At 66.7% G+C, this 15,634-nt stretch carries 14 protein-coding genes; 10 read left to right on the top strand and 4 right to left on the bottom strand.

Translation table 11 applies throughout. From position 1 onward, the window contains the following. Positions 1 to 187: 187 nt before the first annotated feature. Together J8G26_RS00145 and J8G26_RS00140 are read right to left on the bottom strand one after the other, a co-directional pair. Positions 188 to 952 (bottom strand): 16S rRNA (uracil(1498)-N(3))-methyltransferase, encoded by a 765-nt coding sequence (locus J8G26_RS00145; protein WP_087747921.1) that lies wholly within the window; start codon positions 950 to 952, stop codon positions 188 to 190. Positions 953 to 1,050: 98 nt separating this feature from the next. After that, entirely contained in the window at positions 1,051 to 2,190 is a 1,140-nt protein-coding gene (locus tag J8G26_RS00140) for a phosphotransferase (protein ID WP_210567495.1), read from the bottom strand. 155 nt (positions 2,191 to 2,345) lie between these two features. Between J8G26_RS00140 and J8G26_RS00135 the strand changes: the two genes are divergently transcribed. Genes J8G26_RS00135 through rsmA form a run of 3 tightly spaced genes read left to right on the top strand, consistent with a single transcriptional unit; the run spans position 2,346 to position 6,891 of the window. After that, positions 2,346 to 4,709 (top strand): LPS-assembly protein LptD, encoded by a 2,364-nt coding sequence (locus tag J8G26_RS00135; RefSeq protein WP_246881190.1) that lies wholly within the window; start codon positions 2,346 to 2,348, stop codon positions 4,707 to 4,709. A gap of 9 nt (positions 4,710 to 4,718) precedes the next feature. Then, a complete protein-coding gene (locus tag J8G26_RS00130) occupies positions 4,719 to 6,116 on the top strand; it encodes a peptidylprolyl isomerase (RefSeq protein ID WP_210567494.1) in 1,398 nt (465 codons plus the stop codon). A 13-nt stretch (positions 6,117 to 6,129) separates the two neighbouring features. Further along, positions 6,130 to 6,891, top strand: a complete 762-nt coding sequence (gene rsmA / locus J8G26_RS00125; RefSeq protein WP_210567493.1) for a 16S rRNA (adenine(1518)-N(6)/adenine(1519)-N(6))-dimethyltransferase RsmA — start codon at positions 6,130 to 6,132, stop codon at positions 6,889 to 6,891. A 40-nt stretch (positions 6,892 to 6,931) separates the two neighbouring features. On the opposite strand, the gene fur is transcribed toward rsmA, so the two are convergent. Then, positions 6,932 to 7,354, bottom strand: coding sequence for a ferric iron uptake transcriptional regulator (gene fur / locus J8G26_RS00120; protein WP_210567492.1), 423 nt, complete (start codon positions 7,352 to 7,354; stop codon positions 6,932 to 6,934). Between the two features lie 89 nt (positions 7,355 to 7,443). On the opposite strand from fur, the gene J8G26_RS00115 reads away from it, so the two are divergent. The 6 genes from J8G26_RS00115 (at position 7,444) to lptE (ending at position 13,377) form a co-directional block, all read left to right on the top strand. Next, positions 7,444 to 8,004: an outer membrane protein assembly factor BamE gene (locus J8G26_RS00115; RefSeq protein ID WP_087747916.1), complete on the top strand. Its 561-nt coding sequence runs from the start codon at positions 7,444 to 7,446 to the stop codon at positions 8,002 to 8,004. A gap of 63 nt (positions 8,005 to 8,067) precedes the next feature. Continuing rightward, a complete protein-coding gene (gene dapB / locus J8G26_RS00110; RefSeq protein WP_087747915.1) occupies positions 8,068 to 8,907 on the top strand; it encodes a 4-hydroxy-tetrahydrodipicolinate reductase in 840 nt (279 codons plus the stop codon). A 17-nt stretch (positions 8,908 to 8,924) separates the two neighbouring features. Beyond that, positions 8,925 to 9,593: a MotA/TolQ/ExbB proton channel family protein gene (locus J8G26_RS00105; protein WP_210567491.1), complete on the top strand. Its 669-nt coding sequence runs from the start codon at positions 8,925 to 8,927 to the stop codon at positions 9,591 to 9,593. A gap of 1 nt (position 9,594) precedes the next feature. Further along, positions 9,595 to 10,020 carry a biopolymer transporter ExbD gene (locus J8G26_RS00100; protein WP_087747913.1) on the top strand — a complete coding sequence of 142 codons (426 nt, stop codon included), beginning with the start codon at positions 9,595 to 9,597 and terminating at the stop codon, positions 10,018 to 10,020. Between the two features lie 127 nt (positions 10,021 to 10,147). After that, positions 10,148 to 12,874: a leucine--tRNA ligase gene (gene leuS / locus J8G26_RS00095; protein ID WP_210567490.1), complete on the top strand. Its 2,727-nt coding sequence runs from the start codon at positions 10,148 to 10,150 to the stop codon at positions 12,872 to 12,874. Between the two features lie 5 nt (positions 12,875 to 12,879). Then, positions 12,880 to 13,377 carry an LPS assembly lipoprotein LptE gene (gene lptE, locus J8G26_RS00090; RefSeq protein ID WP_087748461.1) on the top strand — a complete coding sequence of 166 codons (498 nt, stop codon included), beginning with the start codon at positions 12,880 to 12,882 and terminating at the stop codon, positions 13,375 to 13,377. 71 nt (positions 13,378 to 13,448) lie between these two features. Here the strand turns inward: lptE and rocF are convergent, their stop codons facing one another. Next, positions 13,449 to 14,381 carry an arginase gene (gene rocF, locus J8G26_RS00085; protein WP_087747911.1) on the bottom strand — a complete coding sequence of 311 codons (933 nt, stop codon included), beginning with the start codon at positions 14,379 to 14,381 and terminating at the stop codon, positions 13,449 to 13,451. Between the two features lie 181 nt (positions 14,382 to 14,562). Here rocF and holA point away from each other — a divergent pair, with 181 nt between their 5' ends. Next, entirely contained in the window at positions 14,563 to 15,627 is a 1,065-nt protein-coding gene (gene holA, locus J8G26_RS00080) for a DNA polymerase III subunit delta (RefSeq protein WP_210567489.1), read from the top strand. The last annotated feature ends 7 nt before the right edge of the window (positions 15,628 to 15,634 follow it).

Genomic DNA, 15,634 nt, shown 5'->3' with positions numbered 1-15,634 from the left:
GGGCTCCGGCCAGAAAGGAGGGAGGGCCGCGCGGCGCGCGGGCGAAGGGGCACGAAACCCCTGCTGTACTGGGTTACCGGCCAGACGGCAATTTTACGGTGAGGTCATGCTGTGCGTACAGCCTTCAGAGTCGGGCCGGGCGTGCGGCCCGCGTGGGCCCAGCCAGCTACCGGGCAGGGTGGCCGCGCTACAGCGTGAGCGCCGCCAGGGCGGCCAGCGGGGCCGTCTCGGCACGCAGCACGCGCGGGCCCAGCGTGACCGCGGCAAAGCCATGCTGCAGCGCCAGGTCTTCCTCGGCAGGGCTCAGGCCGCCCTCGGGGCCCGAGAGGAACAGCACCGGGCGCTGCCCCCCCTCGCCGCCGGTGGCTTCGCGCAGCGGCACGGTGCCGGGCCGCAGCGACAGCAGCAGGCGCCGGGGTGTGTCCTGCGTATCTGGGGATGTCAGGCCCTGCCCTTGTGTGCGCAGCCAGCCTGCCAGGTCGATGGCCGGGTTCACCAGGGGCACGCGGTTGCGGCCGCATTGCTCGCAGGCCGCCACGGCCACGGCCTGCCAGTGGGCGATCTTCTTGTCGGCCCGCTCGCCCTTGAGCTTGAGCACGCTGCGCTCGGCCACCAGCGGGGTGATGCTGGCCACGCCGAGTTCGGTGGCTTTTTCGATCAGCCAGTCCATGCGCTCGTTGGCGGTGATGCCCGCCAGCAGGTGCACGGCGCGGGGCGCCTCGCGGTCGATGGCGTGGTGCGCACCCACCAGCACGCGCACATCGCTGCGGCCCATCTTGAGCACAGTGGCATCGAACTCGCCGCCCGGGTCGCCCGCGCCCTGCCCGCCGTGAAACAGGGTAATGCTGTCGCCGGGCTGCAGGCGCAGCACCTGCACATGGCGCGCAGCGCCGGGGGGCAGGTCCAGCTCGGCGCCGGTGGCCAGTGGGGCCGGGCAATGGAAACGGGGCATATGCTATCTTTGTAATAGCTACTGGCGCTTTATTTGTAAGCGCTTGAGCCGGTTTTTGCTTGATTTTTCGGTTGCACCGTGCGTGCAGGCGGCTGCGGCTACATGCGGCCGTAGGCAAAGCCCACAATGGGTTCCGTGCCTTCGATCTGGTCCAGCATCTTGAGCAGCGGCCCCAGCTGCCGGTAGCGGTGGGCCGTGGCGCGGATATAGCCCATGAAACGCGGCGCATCGGCCAGGTATTTGGGCTTGCCGTCGCGCAAGGTCAGGCGCGCAAAGATGCCAGCCACCTTGAGGTGGCGCTGCAGGCCCATCCATTCCACCGCGCGGTAGAACTCGCCAAAGTCATCGCCCCAGCCGCTGGCGCTGCGCGCGCCCAGCAGGCCGGCCTTGCGGGCCTTTTCCCAGTAACGCACGGTCACGTCGAGGATGAATTCTTCTTCCCAGCTGATGAAGGCATCGCGCAGCAGGCTGGCGATGTCGTAGGTGATGGGGCCGTAGACGGCGTCCTGGAAGTCCAGCACGCCCAGGTGCGCGCCCTGTTCGGCGGGCGCCATCAGGTTCCGTGTCATGAAGTCGCGGTGCACATAAACCTGGGGGGCTGCCAGGTTGTGGGCGACGATGGCATCAAAGGCGCCTTGCAGCGTGGCCTGCTGCTTGTCGTCCAGCGTGATGCCGCGGTGCTGGGCCAGGTACCAGTCGGGAAACAGTGCCAGCTCGCGGCGCAGCAGGGCCTCGTCGTAGGCGGGCAGCACGCCGGGCTGCGAGGCCATTTGCCAGTCGAGCAGTTCATCGGTGGCCTGCAGATACCAGCCGAGCGCGGCCTGGGGGGCTTCGGGCCGCAGCAATTCGATCAGCGTGGTGCTGCCCAGATCGCTCAGCAGCATGAAGCCGCCGGGTTCGTCCCAGGCCAGGATCTGCGGCACGTTCAGGCCGGCGGCAGCCATCAGGCCCTGCACCTGCACGAAGGGGCGGCAGTTTTCCTTGTCCGGGGGCGCATCCATCACGATGCAGCTGGCGCCCGCTGCGCTGTCGATGCGCAGGTAGCGGCGAAAGCTGGCGTCGGCCGAGGCGGCGCGCAGGCTGGCGGGCAGCAGCTGGTGGCTTTGCACCAGTGGCGCGAGCCAGCGCTCGAACGCTGCCTGCCGGGCTGCATCGGGCCAGCTGACGGGGCTGGTGGTGTTGGCGGAGGCGGGCGATGCCGCGGCAAGGGGCGTTGGGGGGAAAGAGGGGTGGCTCATGGATAATCCCATTTTACAAACCCGCCCTGCCTGGCGCGGGCCGTTTCTCCAGCCCTGTCCATATTTCCGACGTGCCCCGCCGCCAGCCCTCTTTCGTGCAGAAAACCCAACCCCTTTCCCGGCCGGTGCGGCAAGTCGCTGCGCGGGCCCCACGGCTGGGGCTGCACCCCCTGGCCTGCGCGGTGGCGCTGGCCTGGTGCGGCGTGCCGCTGGCCGCGCTGGCGCAGACCGATGCGCCCAGCGCCTGGGATGCCCCGCCGGCGCTGCGCCGCAGCCCGCTATTGCAGGAGACCCTGCCGGCCGAGCTGCGGCCCCAGTTGCCGGTGTTTGTGTCGGGCGACCGCATCACGGGCCAGCCTGATGTGAAGGCCGTCATCGACGGCCATGCCGAGCTGCGCCGCGGCGATACCGTGATCCGCGCCGACCGGCTGGACTACACCGTGCCGGACGACCTGGCCCAGGCGCAGGGGAATGTCCGCATCAACAAGGCGGGCAACACCTATGACGGCTCGGTGCTGTCACTGCATGTGGACGCTTTCGAGGGCTTTTTCAGCGACGCGCAGTATCGTTTCATCAGCACGGGCGCCCATGGCGTATCTACGCGCGTGGATTTCCTGGACCGCGACCGTTCGGTGGTGCATAACGCCACCTACACCACCTGCCAGAAAGACGATTCCGCCAGCTGGGAGCCCGACTGGGTGCTGCGTGCCAAGACCATTCGCCTGGACCAGGCCGAAGAGGTGGGCACCGCCGAGGGCGGGGTGCTGGAATTCAAGGGAATGCCGGTGCTGCCCATCCCGTACATCAGCTTTCCGCTGTCGGACAAGCGCAAGTCCGGCTTCCTGCCGCCCACGGTGGGCCTGGACAGCCGCAACGGCCTTGAATACCTGCAGCCCTACTACTGGAACATTGCCCCTAACCGTGACGCCACGCTGCGTGGCGGAATCATGGCCAAGCGCGGCGTCGAAATCGGCGGCGAGTTTCGCTATCTTGAAAGCGACTACCAGGGCCAGGTGGATGCCTCCGTGATGCCCTCGGACAGCCAGCGCAACCGCATGCGCTGGGGCTATTCGGCGCAGCACCAAGGGCAGATCAGCACCCCCGTGGGGGGCCTGGGCCTGAACCTCAACCTCAACCGGGTGAGCGATGACGACTACTGGCGCGATTTCGCGCGGACCCCGTTGCCACTGCGCCAGCGGCTGCTGCCCAGCGACGCGACCTTGTCGTGGGCGGCAGGCGACATGTCGGCCCAGGTGCGTACGCTCAAGTGGCAAGCCCTGCAGGATGTGGCCTCGCCCATCGTCCCGCCCTATAACCTCATGCCCCAGTTGCTGTGGCGCTACACGCCCCAGGATCTGGGTCGGGGCCTGGATTTCAGCATGGTGGCCGACACCACGCGTTTCGAGGCGGACCGGGCGCTGACCAACCCGGCCGACGGCCAGCGCAGCTTCGTGCAGGCGCAGCTGAGCCGCCCCTTTCTGGCGCCGGGCGGTTTTCTCATCCCCAAATTGCAGTTGCACGCCACGCAATACCAGTTTGACAACCCATTGCCCACCGGGGAGCGCTCGGCCAGCCGCACCCTGCCCACCTTCAGCCTGGACGGTGGGCTGGTGTTCGAGCGCGATGCGCGCCTGCTGGGGCGCGCCTTCACCCAAACGCTGGAGCCCCGCGCGTTCTATACCTACACGCCTTTTCGCGACCAGAGCCGCCTGCCGCTGTACGACACGGCGGCCACCGACTTCAACTTTGGCACCATCTACACCGAAAACGCTTACGGCGGCAATGACCGCCTGGCCGACAACAACCTGCTCACCCTGGGCGTGACCACGCGCTTTCTCGACCCCGACACAGGCGCCGAGGCGGTGCGCCTGGGCGTTGCCCAGCGCCTGCGGTTCTCCGACCAGGATGTGACCCTGCCCGGTGTCGCGCCCGTCAGCGAGCGCCTGTCCGATGTGCTGCTGGGGGCCGGCATCAACTGGACACCGCAGTGGGGCTTTGATTCCACCGTGCAATACAACCCCAAGACGGGGCGTTCCATCCGCTCCACCATCGGGGCGCGCTACAGTCCCGGCAACTTCCGCACCGTGAACGCGGTCTACCGGCTGCAGCGCGGCTCCAGCGAGCAGATTGACGTGGGCTGGCAGTGGCCGCTGGCAGCCTTGTGGGGCGGCCAGGGTGCAAGCAACGGCCCGGAGCGCGCCAAAGGCCAGGGCCAGGGCGGCGGCCGTTGGTACACCGTGGGCCGCCTGAACTACAGCCTGCAAGACCGCAAGCTCGTCGATACGGTGGTGGGCTTTGAATACGACAGCTGCTGCTGGATTGGCCGCGTGGTGCTTGAACGTCTGCAAAGCAGCGTGACCACCTCCAACACCCGGCTGCTGTTCCAGATCGAATTCGTGGGTTTTTCGCGCCTGAGTCTGGGCTCCAACCCCCTTGATACCCTGAAACGGAACGTGCCGCGTTACCAATCCCTGCGCGAGCAGGTCAGCACGCCCAGCCGCTTCAGCAACTATGACTAACCTGACACCATGAACCACCGTGCAATTGCTTTGGGCCTGGCGTGCCTGGCCTCTTTCGTGACCTTCGGCGCTGCGGCGCAGGGCTTGCGCCCCGCGGGGGCTGCGGGAGCGGGCCTTCGCACGGCGCCCGCGGCGCCTTCCTTCACCCTGCCCGCGCCCGGTGCGGGCACGGCGCTGCGGCAAGCCGATTTCATCGTGGCGGTGGTCAATTCGGAACCCGTCACCAACAACGAGGTGCGGGCCCGGGCGACCCGCATCGCACAGCAAATGGCCCAGCAGGGCCTTGCCTTGCCGTCCGGCGACCTGCTGGCCCGCGAGGTGCTGGAGCGACTGATCGTGGAAAAGATCCAGTTGCAATTGGCCCGCGAAGCCGGCATGCGCGTGGACGACTTTGCCGTGGGCCAGGCCGAGGAGAGCGTGGCCAAGCAAAACAGCGTCAGCGTGGCAGAAATGCACCGCCGGCTGGCCGCCGACGGCATCGGCAAGGAACGTTTTCGCGAAGAATTGCGCAACCAGCTGCTGCTGCAGCGCCTGCGCGAGCGCGATGTGCAGTCCCGGGTGCGCGTGAGCGACCTGGACGTGGACCAGTACCTGCGCGAACAGCAGTCGGGGGCCGACGCCTCCAAACTGGAGATCAACCTGGGCCACATTCTGGTGGTGGTGCCCGAAAACGCCAGCCCCGGCCAGGTGGCCGAGCGCCAGGCCCGCGCGCAGCGCGCCGCCGACAAGGTGCGCGCCGGCGAGGATTTCGCGGCTGTCGCCAGCGAGTTCTCCGACGCTGCCGAGGCCAAGACGGCGGGCGGGCTGCTGGGCATGCGCCCGGCCGATCGTTACCCCGAGCTGTTTGTCAGCGCCACCGCGCAGCTGCCTGTGGGCGGCATTGCCGGGCCTGTGCGTTCTGCGGCGGGCTTTCATGTGCTCAAGGTGGCGGACAAGACTACCGCCGGTGTGCCCACCCTGGTCACCCAGAGCCATGCGCGGCACATTTTGTTGCGCACGGGCCCCCAGCTGACCGAGAGCGCTGCGGCAGCGCGGCTGGCCGACTACCGGCGCCGCATCATGGCGGGCCAGGCAGACTTTGCCGAGCTGGCGCGCGAACATTCGCAGGATGGCAGCGCCAAGCAGGGCGGTGATCTGGGCTGGGCCAACCCGGGCCGCTATGTGCCCGAGTTCGAGCAGGCCATGAATGCGCTCAAGCCCGGCGAGGTCAGCGAACCCCTGGCGTCGCGTTTTGGTGTGCACCTGATCCAGCTGGTGGAGCGCCGGGAGGCCAAGCTCACCCAGCGCGAGCAGCGGGACATGGCGCGCGACACGGTGCGTGAAAAGAAGGTTGAGGAAGCCTTTGCCACCTGGGTGCAGGAGTTGCGCGGCCGCGCCTACGTCGAATACCGCGACGTGCCGCAGTGAAGCGGGCCGCTGCATGAAACACATTCCCCGCAAGCGCTTCGGCCAGCATTTTCTGTCGGACGGCGGCATCATCGAAGCCATCGTCAGCGCCATTGCGCCCCAGCCGGGCCAGCCCATGGTGGAGATCGGCCCCGGCCTGGCGGCGCTGACCCAGCCACTGGTGGAGCGCCTGGGGCGCCTGACGGTGATCGAGCTCGACCGCGACCTGGCCTTGCGGCTGCGGCTGCACGGCCAGCTCGATGTCATCGAGTCGGACGTGCTGAAAGTCGATTTCACGCAACTGGCGCACACGCTGCAGACTCCCAAGATCCGGGTGGTCGGCAATCTGCCCTACAACATCTCCACGCCCATCCTGTTTCACCTGCTCGCACATGTGTCGGTGATCGAAGACCAGCATTTCATGCTGCAAAAAGAGGTGATAGACCGCATGGTGGCGTCGCCCGCCACCTCCGACTATGGGCGCCTGTCGGTGATGCTGCAGTGGCGCTATGCGATGGAGAACGTGCTGTTCGTGCCGCCCGAAAGCTTCGATCCGCCGCCGCGCGTGGACAGCGCGGTGGTGCGCATGGTGCCGCATGGCGCGCCGGCAGTTTTGTCGGTGCCTCTGCTGGAAGAACTGGTGCAGGTGGCCTTCAGCCAGCGCCGCAAGCTGCTGCGCCACACCCTGGGCCGCTGGCTGGAGGCGCGCCAGTTTGCCGGCCACTTCGACACCCAGCGCCGCGCCGAGGAAGTGCCCGTGGCCGAATACGTGGCCCTGGCACAAGCGTGCTCTTGAATTGATAGCTGTAAGCGCTTGACGCGAAAGCGCCAGGGGGTTAATTGTTCTTCGCGGCGCACTGGGCGCATTGGCCATACAGGGCCATCGTGTGGTCTTGCACTACCCAGCCCTTGGCCTTGGCAACGATCTGCTGGCGCTTTTCGATCTCGGGGTCGTAGAACTCTTCCACCTTGCCGCAGGAGGTGCACACGAAATGGTCATGGTGCTGGCCTTCATTGAGTTCGTAGATCGCCTTGCCACTTTCGAAGTTGCTGCGGATCAGGATGCCTGCCTGCTCGAATTGCGTGAGCACGCGATAGACCGTGGCCAGTCCGATGTCCGAGCGTTCCTCCAGCAGGACGCGAAAGACATCTTCGGCCGTCATGTGGCGCTGTGCGCCCTTCTGAAAAATCTCCATGATTTTCAGGCGCGGCAGGGTGGCCTTCAGGCCAGTGCTTTTGAGTTCGTCGATATTCGTCATGGCGCAGTCTTTCGTGTGTCGGCGGGCTTGATCAGGCCCTCAGGGCCAGCCGCTACAATGGGTCGATCATAGCTTTACGCCCCTTTCCCATGCCCGTCAAAGCCCATCGCAGCGCCCGTCTGGGTGTGACCTTGTTCATCGGTGTCTGCCTGACTGCCGTGGCCGGTTGCAGCAGCCTGGACAGTGCCAGCCATCGCCTGGCCAGCGTCGTGACGCCTTACAAGGTGAATGTGGTGCAGGGCAATTTTGTTTCGCGCGAGCAGATGGAGGCGCTTGCCCCGGGCATGAGCCGGCAGCAGGTGCGCGACATTCTCGGCACGCCCCTGGTGACCAGCCTGTTCCATGCCGAGCGCTGGGAATACGTGTTCACCATCAAACGCCCTGGTGAAGATATCCAGACGCGCAAGCTCACCTTGTTTTTCCAGGGCGATCTCCTGCAGCGATTCGACGGCGACACCATGCCCTCCGAAGCCGAGTTTGTCGCGTCCCTGGGGTCGCGGTCCGCCACGGGCAAGGTGCCCGTGCTGGAGGCCACCGACGCCCAGCTGGCACGTTTCCCGGCCCCCGAGCGCACGGCCAGCGTGCCGGCGGCCGCACCGGCCGAACCGGTTTCCACCTCTTACCCCCCGCTCGAAGCGCCCGCGCGCTGAAGGCTGCGGCTTGGGGCGCCGGCAGCCGGCATGGCCCACCGCGTTCACCGATACAGGAATGACATGACTGGCAACTCTTTGCCCACCCAACCCACTGCCAAAGCCCTGCGTGTCGCGGTGGCCGGTGCGTCCGGCCGCATGGGCCGCATGCTGATCGAAGCCCTGCGCGCCAGCGACGACATGGTGCTGGCCGGCGCCCTGGATGTGGCGGCCAGCCCTGCCATCGGCTCGGATGCCACGGCTTTTCTGGGCTACGCGAGTGGCGTGGCCATCACGGCAGACTTGCGCGCGGGCCTGAAGAATGCCGATGTGTTGATCGACTTCACCCGCCCCGAAGGCACGCTGGCCCACCTGGCCGTTTGCAGCGAGCTGGGCGTGAAGGCCGTCATCGGCACCACGGGTTTCACGGACGCACAAAAAGCCGAGATCGCGGCCTGTGCCCAGCGCACCGCCATCGTGATGGCGCCCAACATGAGTGTGGGCGTGAACGTCACGCTCAAGTTGCTGCAGATGGCGGCCAAGGCCATGGCAACGGGCTATGACATCGAAATCATCGAAGCCCACCACCGCCACAAGGTCGATGCCCCCTCGGGCACGGCCCTCAAGATGGGCGAAGTGATTGCCGACGCGCTGGGGCGCGACCTCAAGGAATGCGCCGTGTATGCGCGCGAAGGCGTGACCGGCGAGCGCGATCCGTCGAGCATCGGCTTTGCCACCATCCGGGGTGGCGACATCGTGGGCGACCACACCGTGCTGTTTGCCGGCATTGGCGAGCGCATCGAAATCACCCACAAATCGTCCAGCCGCGCCACCTACGCCCAGGGCAGCCTGCGTGCCGTGCGCTTTCTCGCAGACCGCAAGACCGGCATGTTCGACATGTTCGACGTGCTGGGCCTGAACTAGCCCGAAAGGGAGCCGGCATGGACGCACTGCACTGGTGGCGCCAAGGCGATGTTGTGACGCAGGGCACGGCCCTGCTGCTGCTGGCCATGTCGGTAGCCAGCTGGGTGGTGATCTTCTGGAAGGCGCGCCTCATGCACCGGGCCACGGCCGATGTGGCGCGGTGCACCGCGGCTTTCTGGCAGGCGCCATCGCTGGACGTGGCGGCGCAGCGTTTGCAGTCTTTTGATCGCGAAGCGCTGGTGCTGCCTTTGGTGGTTGCGGCAAATTCCATCGCCAGTCCTGCGCACACCGGTGTGCCGGCCACATTGGCCACATCCGGCAGCCTGTCGCAACAGATCACCCGCGTGCTGCGCGATGCGCTGCATGGTGTCCTCGGGCGGCTGCAGTGGGGGCAGGTGTTGCTGGCCACGGTGGGCTCCACGGCGCCTTTCGTCGGCTTGCTCGGCACGGTCTGGGGCATCTACCATGCCCTCAGCGCGATGGCGGGCGCCGGTCAGATCACCATCGACCGCGTGGCCGGCCCCGTGGGCGAGGCCCTGGTGATGACGGCGGCCGGCCTGGCGGTGGCGATTCCGGCGGTGCTGGCCTACAACGTGTTCGGCCGCTTCATTGGCCGCATCGAGGCCGACCTGGAAGGTTTTGCGCGCGACCTGCGCGAGTTGCTGGCGCAGCACCCGGAGTCCTGACATGGCATTTGGCCGCCTCGAACGCACCCACGGCCCGCAACCCATGAGCGACATCAATATGACGCCCCTGGTGGACGTGATGCTGGTGCTGGTGGTCATCTTCATCCTCACGGCGCCCTTGCTGGCCAGTTCCATCCGGCTCGATCTGCCCCGCACAGAAGGTGCCACCCCCGGCGCCGCGCCCCAGTTCGTGACCCTGGTGGTGGATCGCACCGGCCAGGCCTATCTGGACGACCAGCCCCTGTCGCAGGCTGCCCTGGCCGAGCGGCTTCAGCGCATCGGTGCGGCCCGGCCTGACACGGAAGTGCAGTTGCGGGCCGATGCCGCCGTGCCGTATGGCCGCGTGGTCGAAGTCATGGGCGCGGCCCACAGCGCCGGGCTGCAGCGCATCGGGTTCGTTGCCGAACAGCCGGTGGCGGCGCCCTGAGCCCCTGGCGGCAAGGCCAGAGCCCGCACCGGGTGCGGCGCACCGCCAGGCGCCACCCCCGCGACCGCCTAAAATCGGCCAAAGCAGCAGCCCAGCGGCTGCATCCCTCTCATCCAGCAGAGCCCCCATGCAAGAAAAATACTCTCCCCAAGACGTCGAGCGCGCCGCGCACGACCACTGGACCGCCACCGACGCCTACCGTGTGACGGAAGACGCGAACAAGAAGAAGTTCTACGCCTGCTCGATGCTGCCCTACCCCAGCGGCAAGCTGCACATGGGCCATGTGCGCAACTACACCATCAACGACATGCTCACGCGCTACCTGCGCATGAACGGCCACAACGTGCTCATGCCCATGGGCTGGGATGCCTTCGGCCTGCCGGCCGAGAACGCCGCGCTGAAAAACGGCGTGCCACCGGCCCAATGGACGTACGACAACATCGCGTACATGAAAAAGCAGATGCAGGCCATGGGCCTGGCCATCGACTGGAGCCGCGAAGTCGCCACCTGCGACCCCACCTATTACCAATGGAACCAGTGGCTGTTTTTGAAGATGCTGGAAAAAGGCATCGCCTACCGCAAGACCCAGGTGGTGAACTGGGACCCGGTGGACCAGACCGTGCTGGCCAACGAGCAGGTGATTGACGGCAAGGGCTGGCGCACTGGCGCCACCGTGGAAAAGCGCGAAATCCCCGGCTATTACCTCAAGATCACCGACTACGCCGAAGAGTTGCTCGACTTTGTGACCGGCGACAAGCTGCCCGGCTGGCCCGAGCGCGTGAAGCTGATGCAGGAAAACTGGATCGGCAAGAGCGAAGGCGTGCGCTTTGCGTTCACGCATGACATCGCCGGCGACGACGGCGTGCTGATTGGCGACGGCAAGATGTACGTGTTCACCACGCGCGCCGACACCATCATGGGCGTGACGTTTTGCGCCGTGGCGCCCGAGCACCCGCTGGCCGCCCACGCTGCCAAAACCAACCCCCAGCTTGCAGCCTTCATCGAAGAATGCAAGAGCGGCGGAACCACCGAGGCCGAGCTGGCCACGCAAGAGAAGAAGGGCGTGCCCACGGGCCTGTTCGTCACCCACCCGCTGACCGGCGAGAAGGTGCAGGTGTGGGTCGGCAACTATGTGCTGATGGGCTATGGCGATGGCGCCGTGATGGGCGTGCCTGCGCACGACGAGCGCGACTTCGCGTTCGCCCTCAAGTACGGCATCGAGATCAAGCAGGTCGTGCTGGTCGATGGCGAGCACTTTGACTACCGCCAGTGGCACGACTGGTATGGCGACAAACAGCGCGGTGTGACCATCAACTCCGACAGTTTCAGCGGCCTGTCCTACAAGGAAGCCGTGAACGCCGTGGCCCACGCGCTGCAGCAAAAGGACCTGGGCGAAAAGAAGACCACCTGGCGCCTGCGCGACTGGGGCGTGAGCCGCCAGCGCTACTGGGGCACGCCGATCCCCATCATCCACTGCGAAGAACACGGCGCCGTGCCGGTGCCCGAAAAAGACCTGCCGGTGGTGTTGCCCACCGACTGCGTGCCCGACGGCTCGGGCAACCCGCTGCACAAGCACGAGGGCTTTCACGCCGGCGTGACCTGCCCGGTGTGCGGCAAGCCCGCACGGCGCGAGACCGACACCATGGACACCTTCGTGGACAGCTCGTGGTATTTCATGCGCTACTGCGACCCGAAGAACGCTGAAAAAATGGTCGCGGAGGGCGCCGACTATTGGATGCCGATGGACCAGTACATCGGCGGCATCGAGCACGCCATCCTGCATCTGCTGTATGCGCGTTTCTGGACCAAGGTCATGCGCGATATCCGGGTGAAGGGCCCCGGAGATTCCGAGGCCGTGGGCCTCGTCAAAGTCGATGAGCCCTTCACCAAGCTGCTCACGCAGGGCATGGTGCTCAACCACATCTACAGCCGCCGCACCGCCAAGGGCGGCAAGGACTACTTCTGGCCGCACGACGTGGAACATGTGCTCGACGAGGGCGGCAAGATCATTGGCGCCAAGCTGAAGAACGAAGCCACCAGTGGCGACGGCCTGCTGCCCGTGGGCACGCCGATTGACTACGAGGGCGTGGGCACCATGTCCAAGTCCAAGAACAACGGTGTCGATCCGCAGGACCTGATCGAAAAGTACGGCGCCGACACCGCCCGTCTGTACACCATGTTCACCGCGCCGCCCGAAGCCACGCTGGAGTGGAACGACGCCGCCGTGGAAGGCAGCTACCGCTTTCTGCGCCGCGTGTGGAACTTCGGTGTGAAGCTGTCTGCTATGAATATGGAAGCTGCTGGCGAAAGCGTGGCAAGCGCTAGCAGCCTAAAAGACGTTGAATTCGGCAAAGAGGCCAAGGCCCTGCGCCTGGAGATCCACACCGTGCTCAAGCAGGTGGACTACGACTACCAGCGCATGCAGTACAACACCGTGGTCTCGGGCGCGATGAAGATGATCAACGCCCTGGAAGACTTCAAGGCCCTGGACTGCGCCGGTGCCCAGGTCGCGCTGATCGAAGGCTTTGGCATCCTGCTGCGCTGCCTGTACCCGGCCACGCCGCATGTGGCGCACAGCCTGTGGTCGCAACTGGGCTACGCCGGGCAGCTGGGTGATTTGCTCGATGCCCCCTGGCCGCAGGTCGATGCCAACGCGCTGGTGCAGGACGAGATCGAGCTCATGCTGCAGGTCAACGGCAAGCTGCGCGGCTCCATCCAGGTGCCCGCCCAGGCCGACAAGGCCGAGATTGAGCGCATTGCGCTGGCCAGCGAGGCCTTTGCGGCCCAGGCGGCCGGTGCGCATCCGAAGCGTGTGATCGTGGTGCCGGGCCGTCTGGTGAACGTGGTGGTGTGAGCATGATGAACAAGCGCGCACTGCTCTCCCTCGCCCCAGTGGCCCTGCTGACCGCCTGCGGTTTTCGCCTGCGCGGGGTGCCAGAGTTTTCGTTCGCATCGCTCTATGTGGCGGCACCGCAGGGCTCGTCGCTGGCGCGGGAGCTGGTGCGCACGCTGGCAGGGTCGGGCAGCACGCTGCGGGTGCTGCGCGATGCCGCCGACCTGCCAACCGCCGAGGCCGTGCTCGATCTGCTGTCGGAGCAGCACGAACGTGTGGTGGTGGGCCAGAACGCCTCGGGCCAGGTGCGCGAGCTGGAGTTGCGCCTGCGTGTGCGCTTTCGACTGCGCACCCCGGCAGGCGATGAGCTGATTCCCAGCACCGAGCTGCTGCAGCAGCGCGAGGTCAGCTACAACGAAGCCATTGCCCTGGCCAAGGAGGCCGAAGAGGCTCTGCTGTTTCGCAACATGCAGACCGACATCGTGCAGCAGCTGTTGCGCCGGCTGGCGGCGGTCAGGCGCTAAATACCGCACGCGCCTGGGCCGGCTTCATGCGCCGCCGGGTTGGTTCCGTGACGCGATCGACGGCCCGCGCATCAACCGCGCATCAGCGTGCTCTTGCCAAACAGCGACTCGACCAGGTCCACCGCCAGCATGGCCGTGCGGTTGCGCACATCGAGCGCGGGGTTGAGCTCCACAATGTCCAGCGACGCGAGCCGCCCGCTGTCGGCGATCATCTCCATGCACAGTTGCGCCTCGCGGTAGGTGGGGCCGCCGGGCACCGTGGTGCCCACGCCGGGCGCGATGTCCGGGTCGAGAAAATCCACATCGAAGCTCACATGCAGGTGCGTGTCGGCATCCAGCCCGTCCAGCGCCTGCAGCATGGTCTGGCGCATGCCCACCTCGTCGATGAAGCGCATGTCGAAGACTTCCAGCCCCTGCTCGTGCACAAATCGTTTTTCGCCCGCGTCCACGCTGCGGATGCCGATCTGGCGGATTTGCGATGGCTGCAGCGCCGGGCCGCCGCCAGGCATCTGCGCCAGTTGGGTCAGTTCTGCGGGGCCAAAGCCGCACAGGCAGGCCACCGGCATGCCGTGCACATTGCCGCTGGGCGTGAGCGCGCTGGTGTTGAAGTCGGCATGGGCATCCAGCCACAGCACGCGCAGTTTCTTGCCCGCCTCGGCGCAATGGCGCGCCACGGCACTGATGCTGCCCAGGCCCAGGCAGTGGTCGCCGCCCAGCAAGATGGGCAGGTGGCCCTGTCGGAGTTCGTCCAGCACGGCGTTGAATACGGTCTGGTTCCATTGCACCACCTGGGGCAGGTGGCGGTAGCCATCCACGGGCGGCAGCCAGGGGTTGGCGGGGCCGGCCAGGTTGCCCCGGTCCGCCACCTGCAGGCCGCGGCCTTCCAGGGCCGCCTGCAAGCCGGCCACCCGCAAGGCCTCGGGGCCCATGGAGGCGCCGCGTGCGCCCGCGCCGATGTCGGTGGGGGCGCCGATCAGGCAGATGGAAGGTGAGGTGATGGACATGGGAAAAGGCTTTCTGGGAAGGCGGTGGGTACGGTGTTGCGAGCGCAGGCGCTATTTTCGGGGCTTTGGGCGCCCGTGAACAGGAAAAAGGCGGGTCAGCCCGTGGCAGTCATGGCGCTATCTGCTGTGGTGCGTCCGCAGTTTCCGGGGTCTGCGCCGCCAGGGCGATAAACTTTGCCGCATGCAAGTCGCCCTGGCCCAACTCTCTCAGCATCTTCAACGGGGCCTGTCGCCGCTTTATGTGTTGCACGGCGACGAGCCGCTGCTGCAGCAGGAGGCGGCCGACGCCATTCGCGCCACCGCCCGTGCCCAGGGCTACACCGAGCGCAGCAGCTACACCGTGGCCGGTGCGCACTTTGACTGGAGCGCGGTGCTGGCGGCGGGCGGGTCACTCAGCCTGTTTGCCGACAAGCAGATCGTCGAGATCCGCATTCCCTCTGGAAAGCCCGGCAAGGATGGCAGCGTGGCACTGCAGCAGATCGCTGAATCAGTCCGGGGCAACGACAGCACCCTCACCATGGTCATGCTGCCGCGCCTGGACAAAGCCACCAAGACCGGCGCCTGGTTTGCTGCGCTGGAGGGCAACGGCGTCTCCATCCAGATCGACCCCATCGAACGCGGCCAGCTGCCGCAGTGGATTGCCCAGCGCCTGGCCCAGCAAGGCCAGCGCGTGGTGGCGGGCGAAGAGGGCCAACGCACCCTGCAGTTTTTTGCCGACCGCGTGGAAGGCAACCTGCTGGCCGCGCACCAGGAGATCCAGAAACTGGCTTTGTTGCACCCGGCGGGTGAACTGACCCAGGCCCAAGTCGAAGCCGCCGTGCTCAACGTAGCGCGCTACGACGTGTTCAAGCTGTCCGAATCCGTGCTGGCCGGGCAGACCGGCCGCGTGCAGCGCATGCTCGACGGCCTGCAGGCCGAGGGCGAGGCCGAAGTGCTGGTGCACTGGGCGCTGGCAGAAGACATCCGCGCCTTGAAGCGCGTGAAAGACGCCATGAACGCCGGCAAGCCCCTGCCCATGGCCCTGCGCGAAAACCGCATCTGGGGCCCCAAGGAGCGGCTGTTTGAACGTATCCTGCCCAAGGCCAGCGACGCCGCTCTGGCGCGCCTGCTGCAATCCGCCCACATCGTGGACGGCATCGTCAAGGGCCTGAAGGTGCCCGACTGGCCGCAAGACGGCTGGCAGGCCCTGCAGCGCCTGGCTTTCCAGCTGGGTCGCGTCTGCGCGGGGGCGCCTCGGCGCAGTTAGGGCGGAG

It is taken from the genome of Acidovorax sp. JG5 (assembly GCF_017939685.1).
Taxonomy (GTDB): domain Bacteria; phylum Pseudomonadota; class Gammaproteobacteria; order Burkholderiales; family Burkholderiaceae_C; genus Acidovorax.
The sequence above is the reverse complement of the archived record's forward strand: the minus strand, read 5'-3'. Positions and strand labels throughout refer to the sequence as shown.

Excerpts from the sequence above, each read along its gene's own strand:
- dapB (WP_087747915.1), top strand. The coding sequence starts at position 8,068 with ATGACTGGCAACTCTTTGCCCACCCAACCCACTGCCAAAGCCCTGCGT.
- rocF (WP_087747911.1), bottom strand. The coding sequence starts at position 14,381 with ATGTCCATCACCTCACCTTCCATCTGCCTGATCGGCGCCCCCACCGAC.
- leuS (WP_210567490.1), top strand. The coding sequence starts at position 10,148 with ATGCAAGAAAAATACTCTCCCCAAGACGTCGAGCGCGCCGCGCACGAC.
- J8G26_RS00115 (WP_087747916.1), top strand. The coding sequence starts at position 7,444 with ATGCCCGTCAAAGCCCATCGCAGCGCCCGTCTGGGTGTGACCTTGTTC.
- lptE (WP_087748461.1), top strand. The coding sequence starts at position 12,880 with ATGAACAAGCGCGCACTGCTCTCCCTCGCCCCAGTGGCCCTGCTGACC.
- J8G26_RS00130 (WP_210567494.1), top strand. The coding sequence starts at position 4,719 with ATGAACCACCGTGCAATTGCTTTGGGCCTGGCGTGCCTGGCCTCTTTC.
- J8G26_RS00145 (WP_087747921.1), bottom strand. The coding sequence starts at position 952 with ATGCCCCGTTTCCATTGCCCGGCCCCACTGGCCACCGGCGCCGAGCTG.
- holA (WP_210567489.1), top strand. The coding sequence starts at position 14,563 with ATGCAAGTCGCCCTGGCCCAACTCTCTCAGCATCTTCAACGGGGCCTG.
- J8G26_RS00100 (WP_087747913.1), top strand. The coding sequence starts at position 9,595 with ATGGCATTTGGCCGCCTCGAACGCACCCACGGCCCGCAACCCATGAGC.
- rsmA (WP_210567493.1), top strand. The coding sequence starts at position 6,130 with ATGAAACACATTCCCCGCAAGCGCTTCGGCCAGCATTTTCTGTCGGAC.
- J8G26_RS00140 (WP_210567495.1), bottom strand. The coding sequence starts at position 2,190 with ATGAGCCACCCCTCTTTCCCCCCAACGCCCCTTGCCGCGGCATCGCCC.
- fur (WP_210567492.1), bottom strand. The coding sequence starts at position 7,354 with ATGACGAATATCGACGAACTCAAAAGCACTGGCCTGAAGGCCACCCTG.
- J8G26_RS00105 (WP_210567491.1), top strand. The coding sequence starts at position 8,925 with ATGGACGCACTGCACTGGTGGCGCCAAGGCGATGTTGTGACGCAGGGC.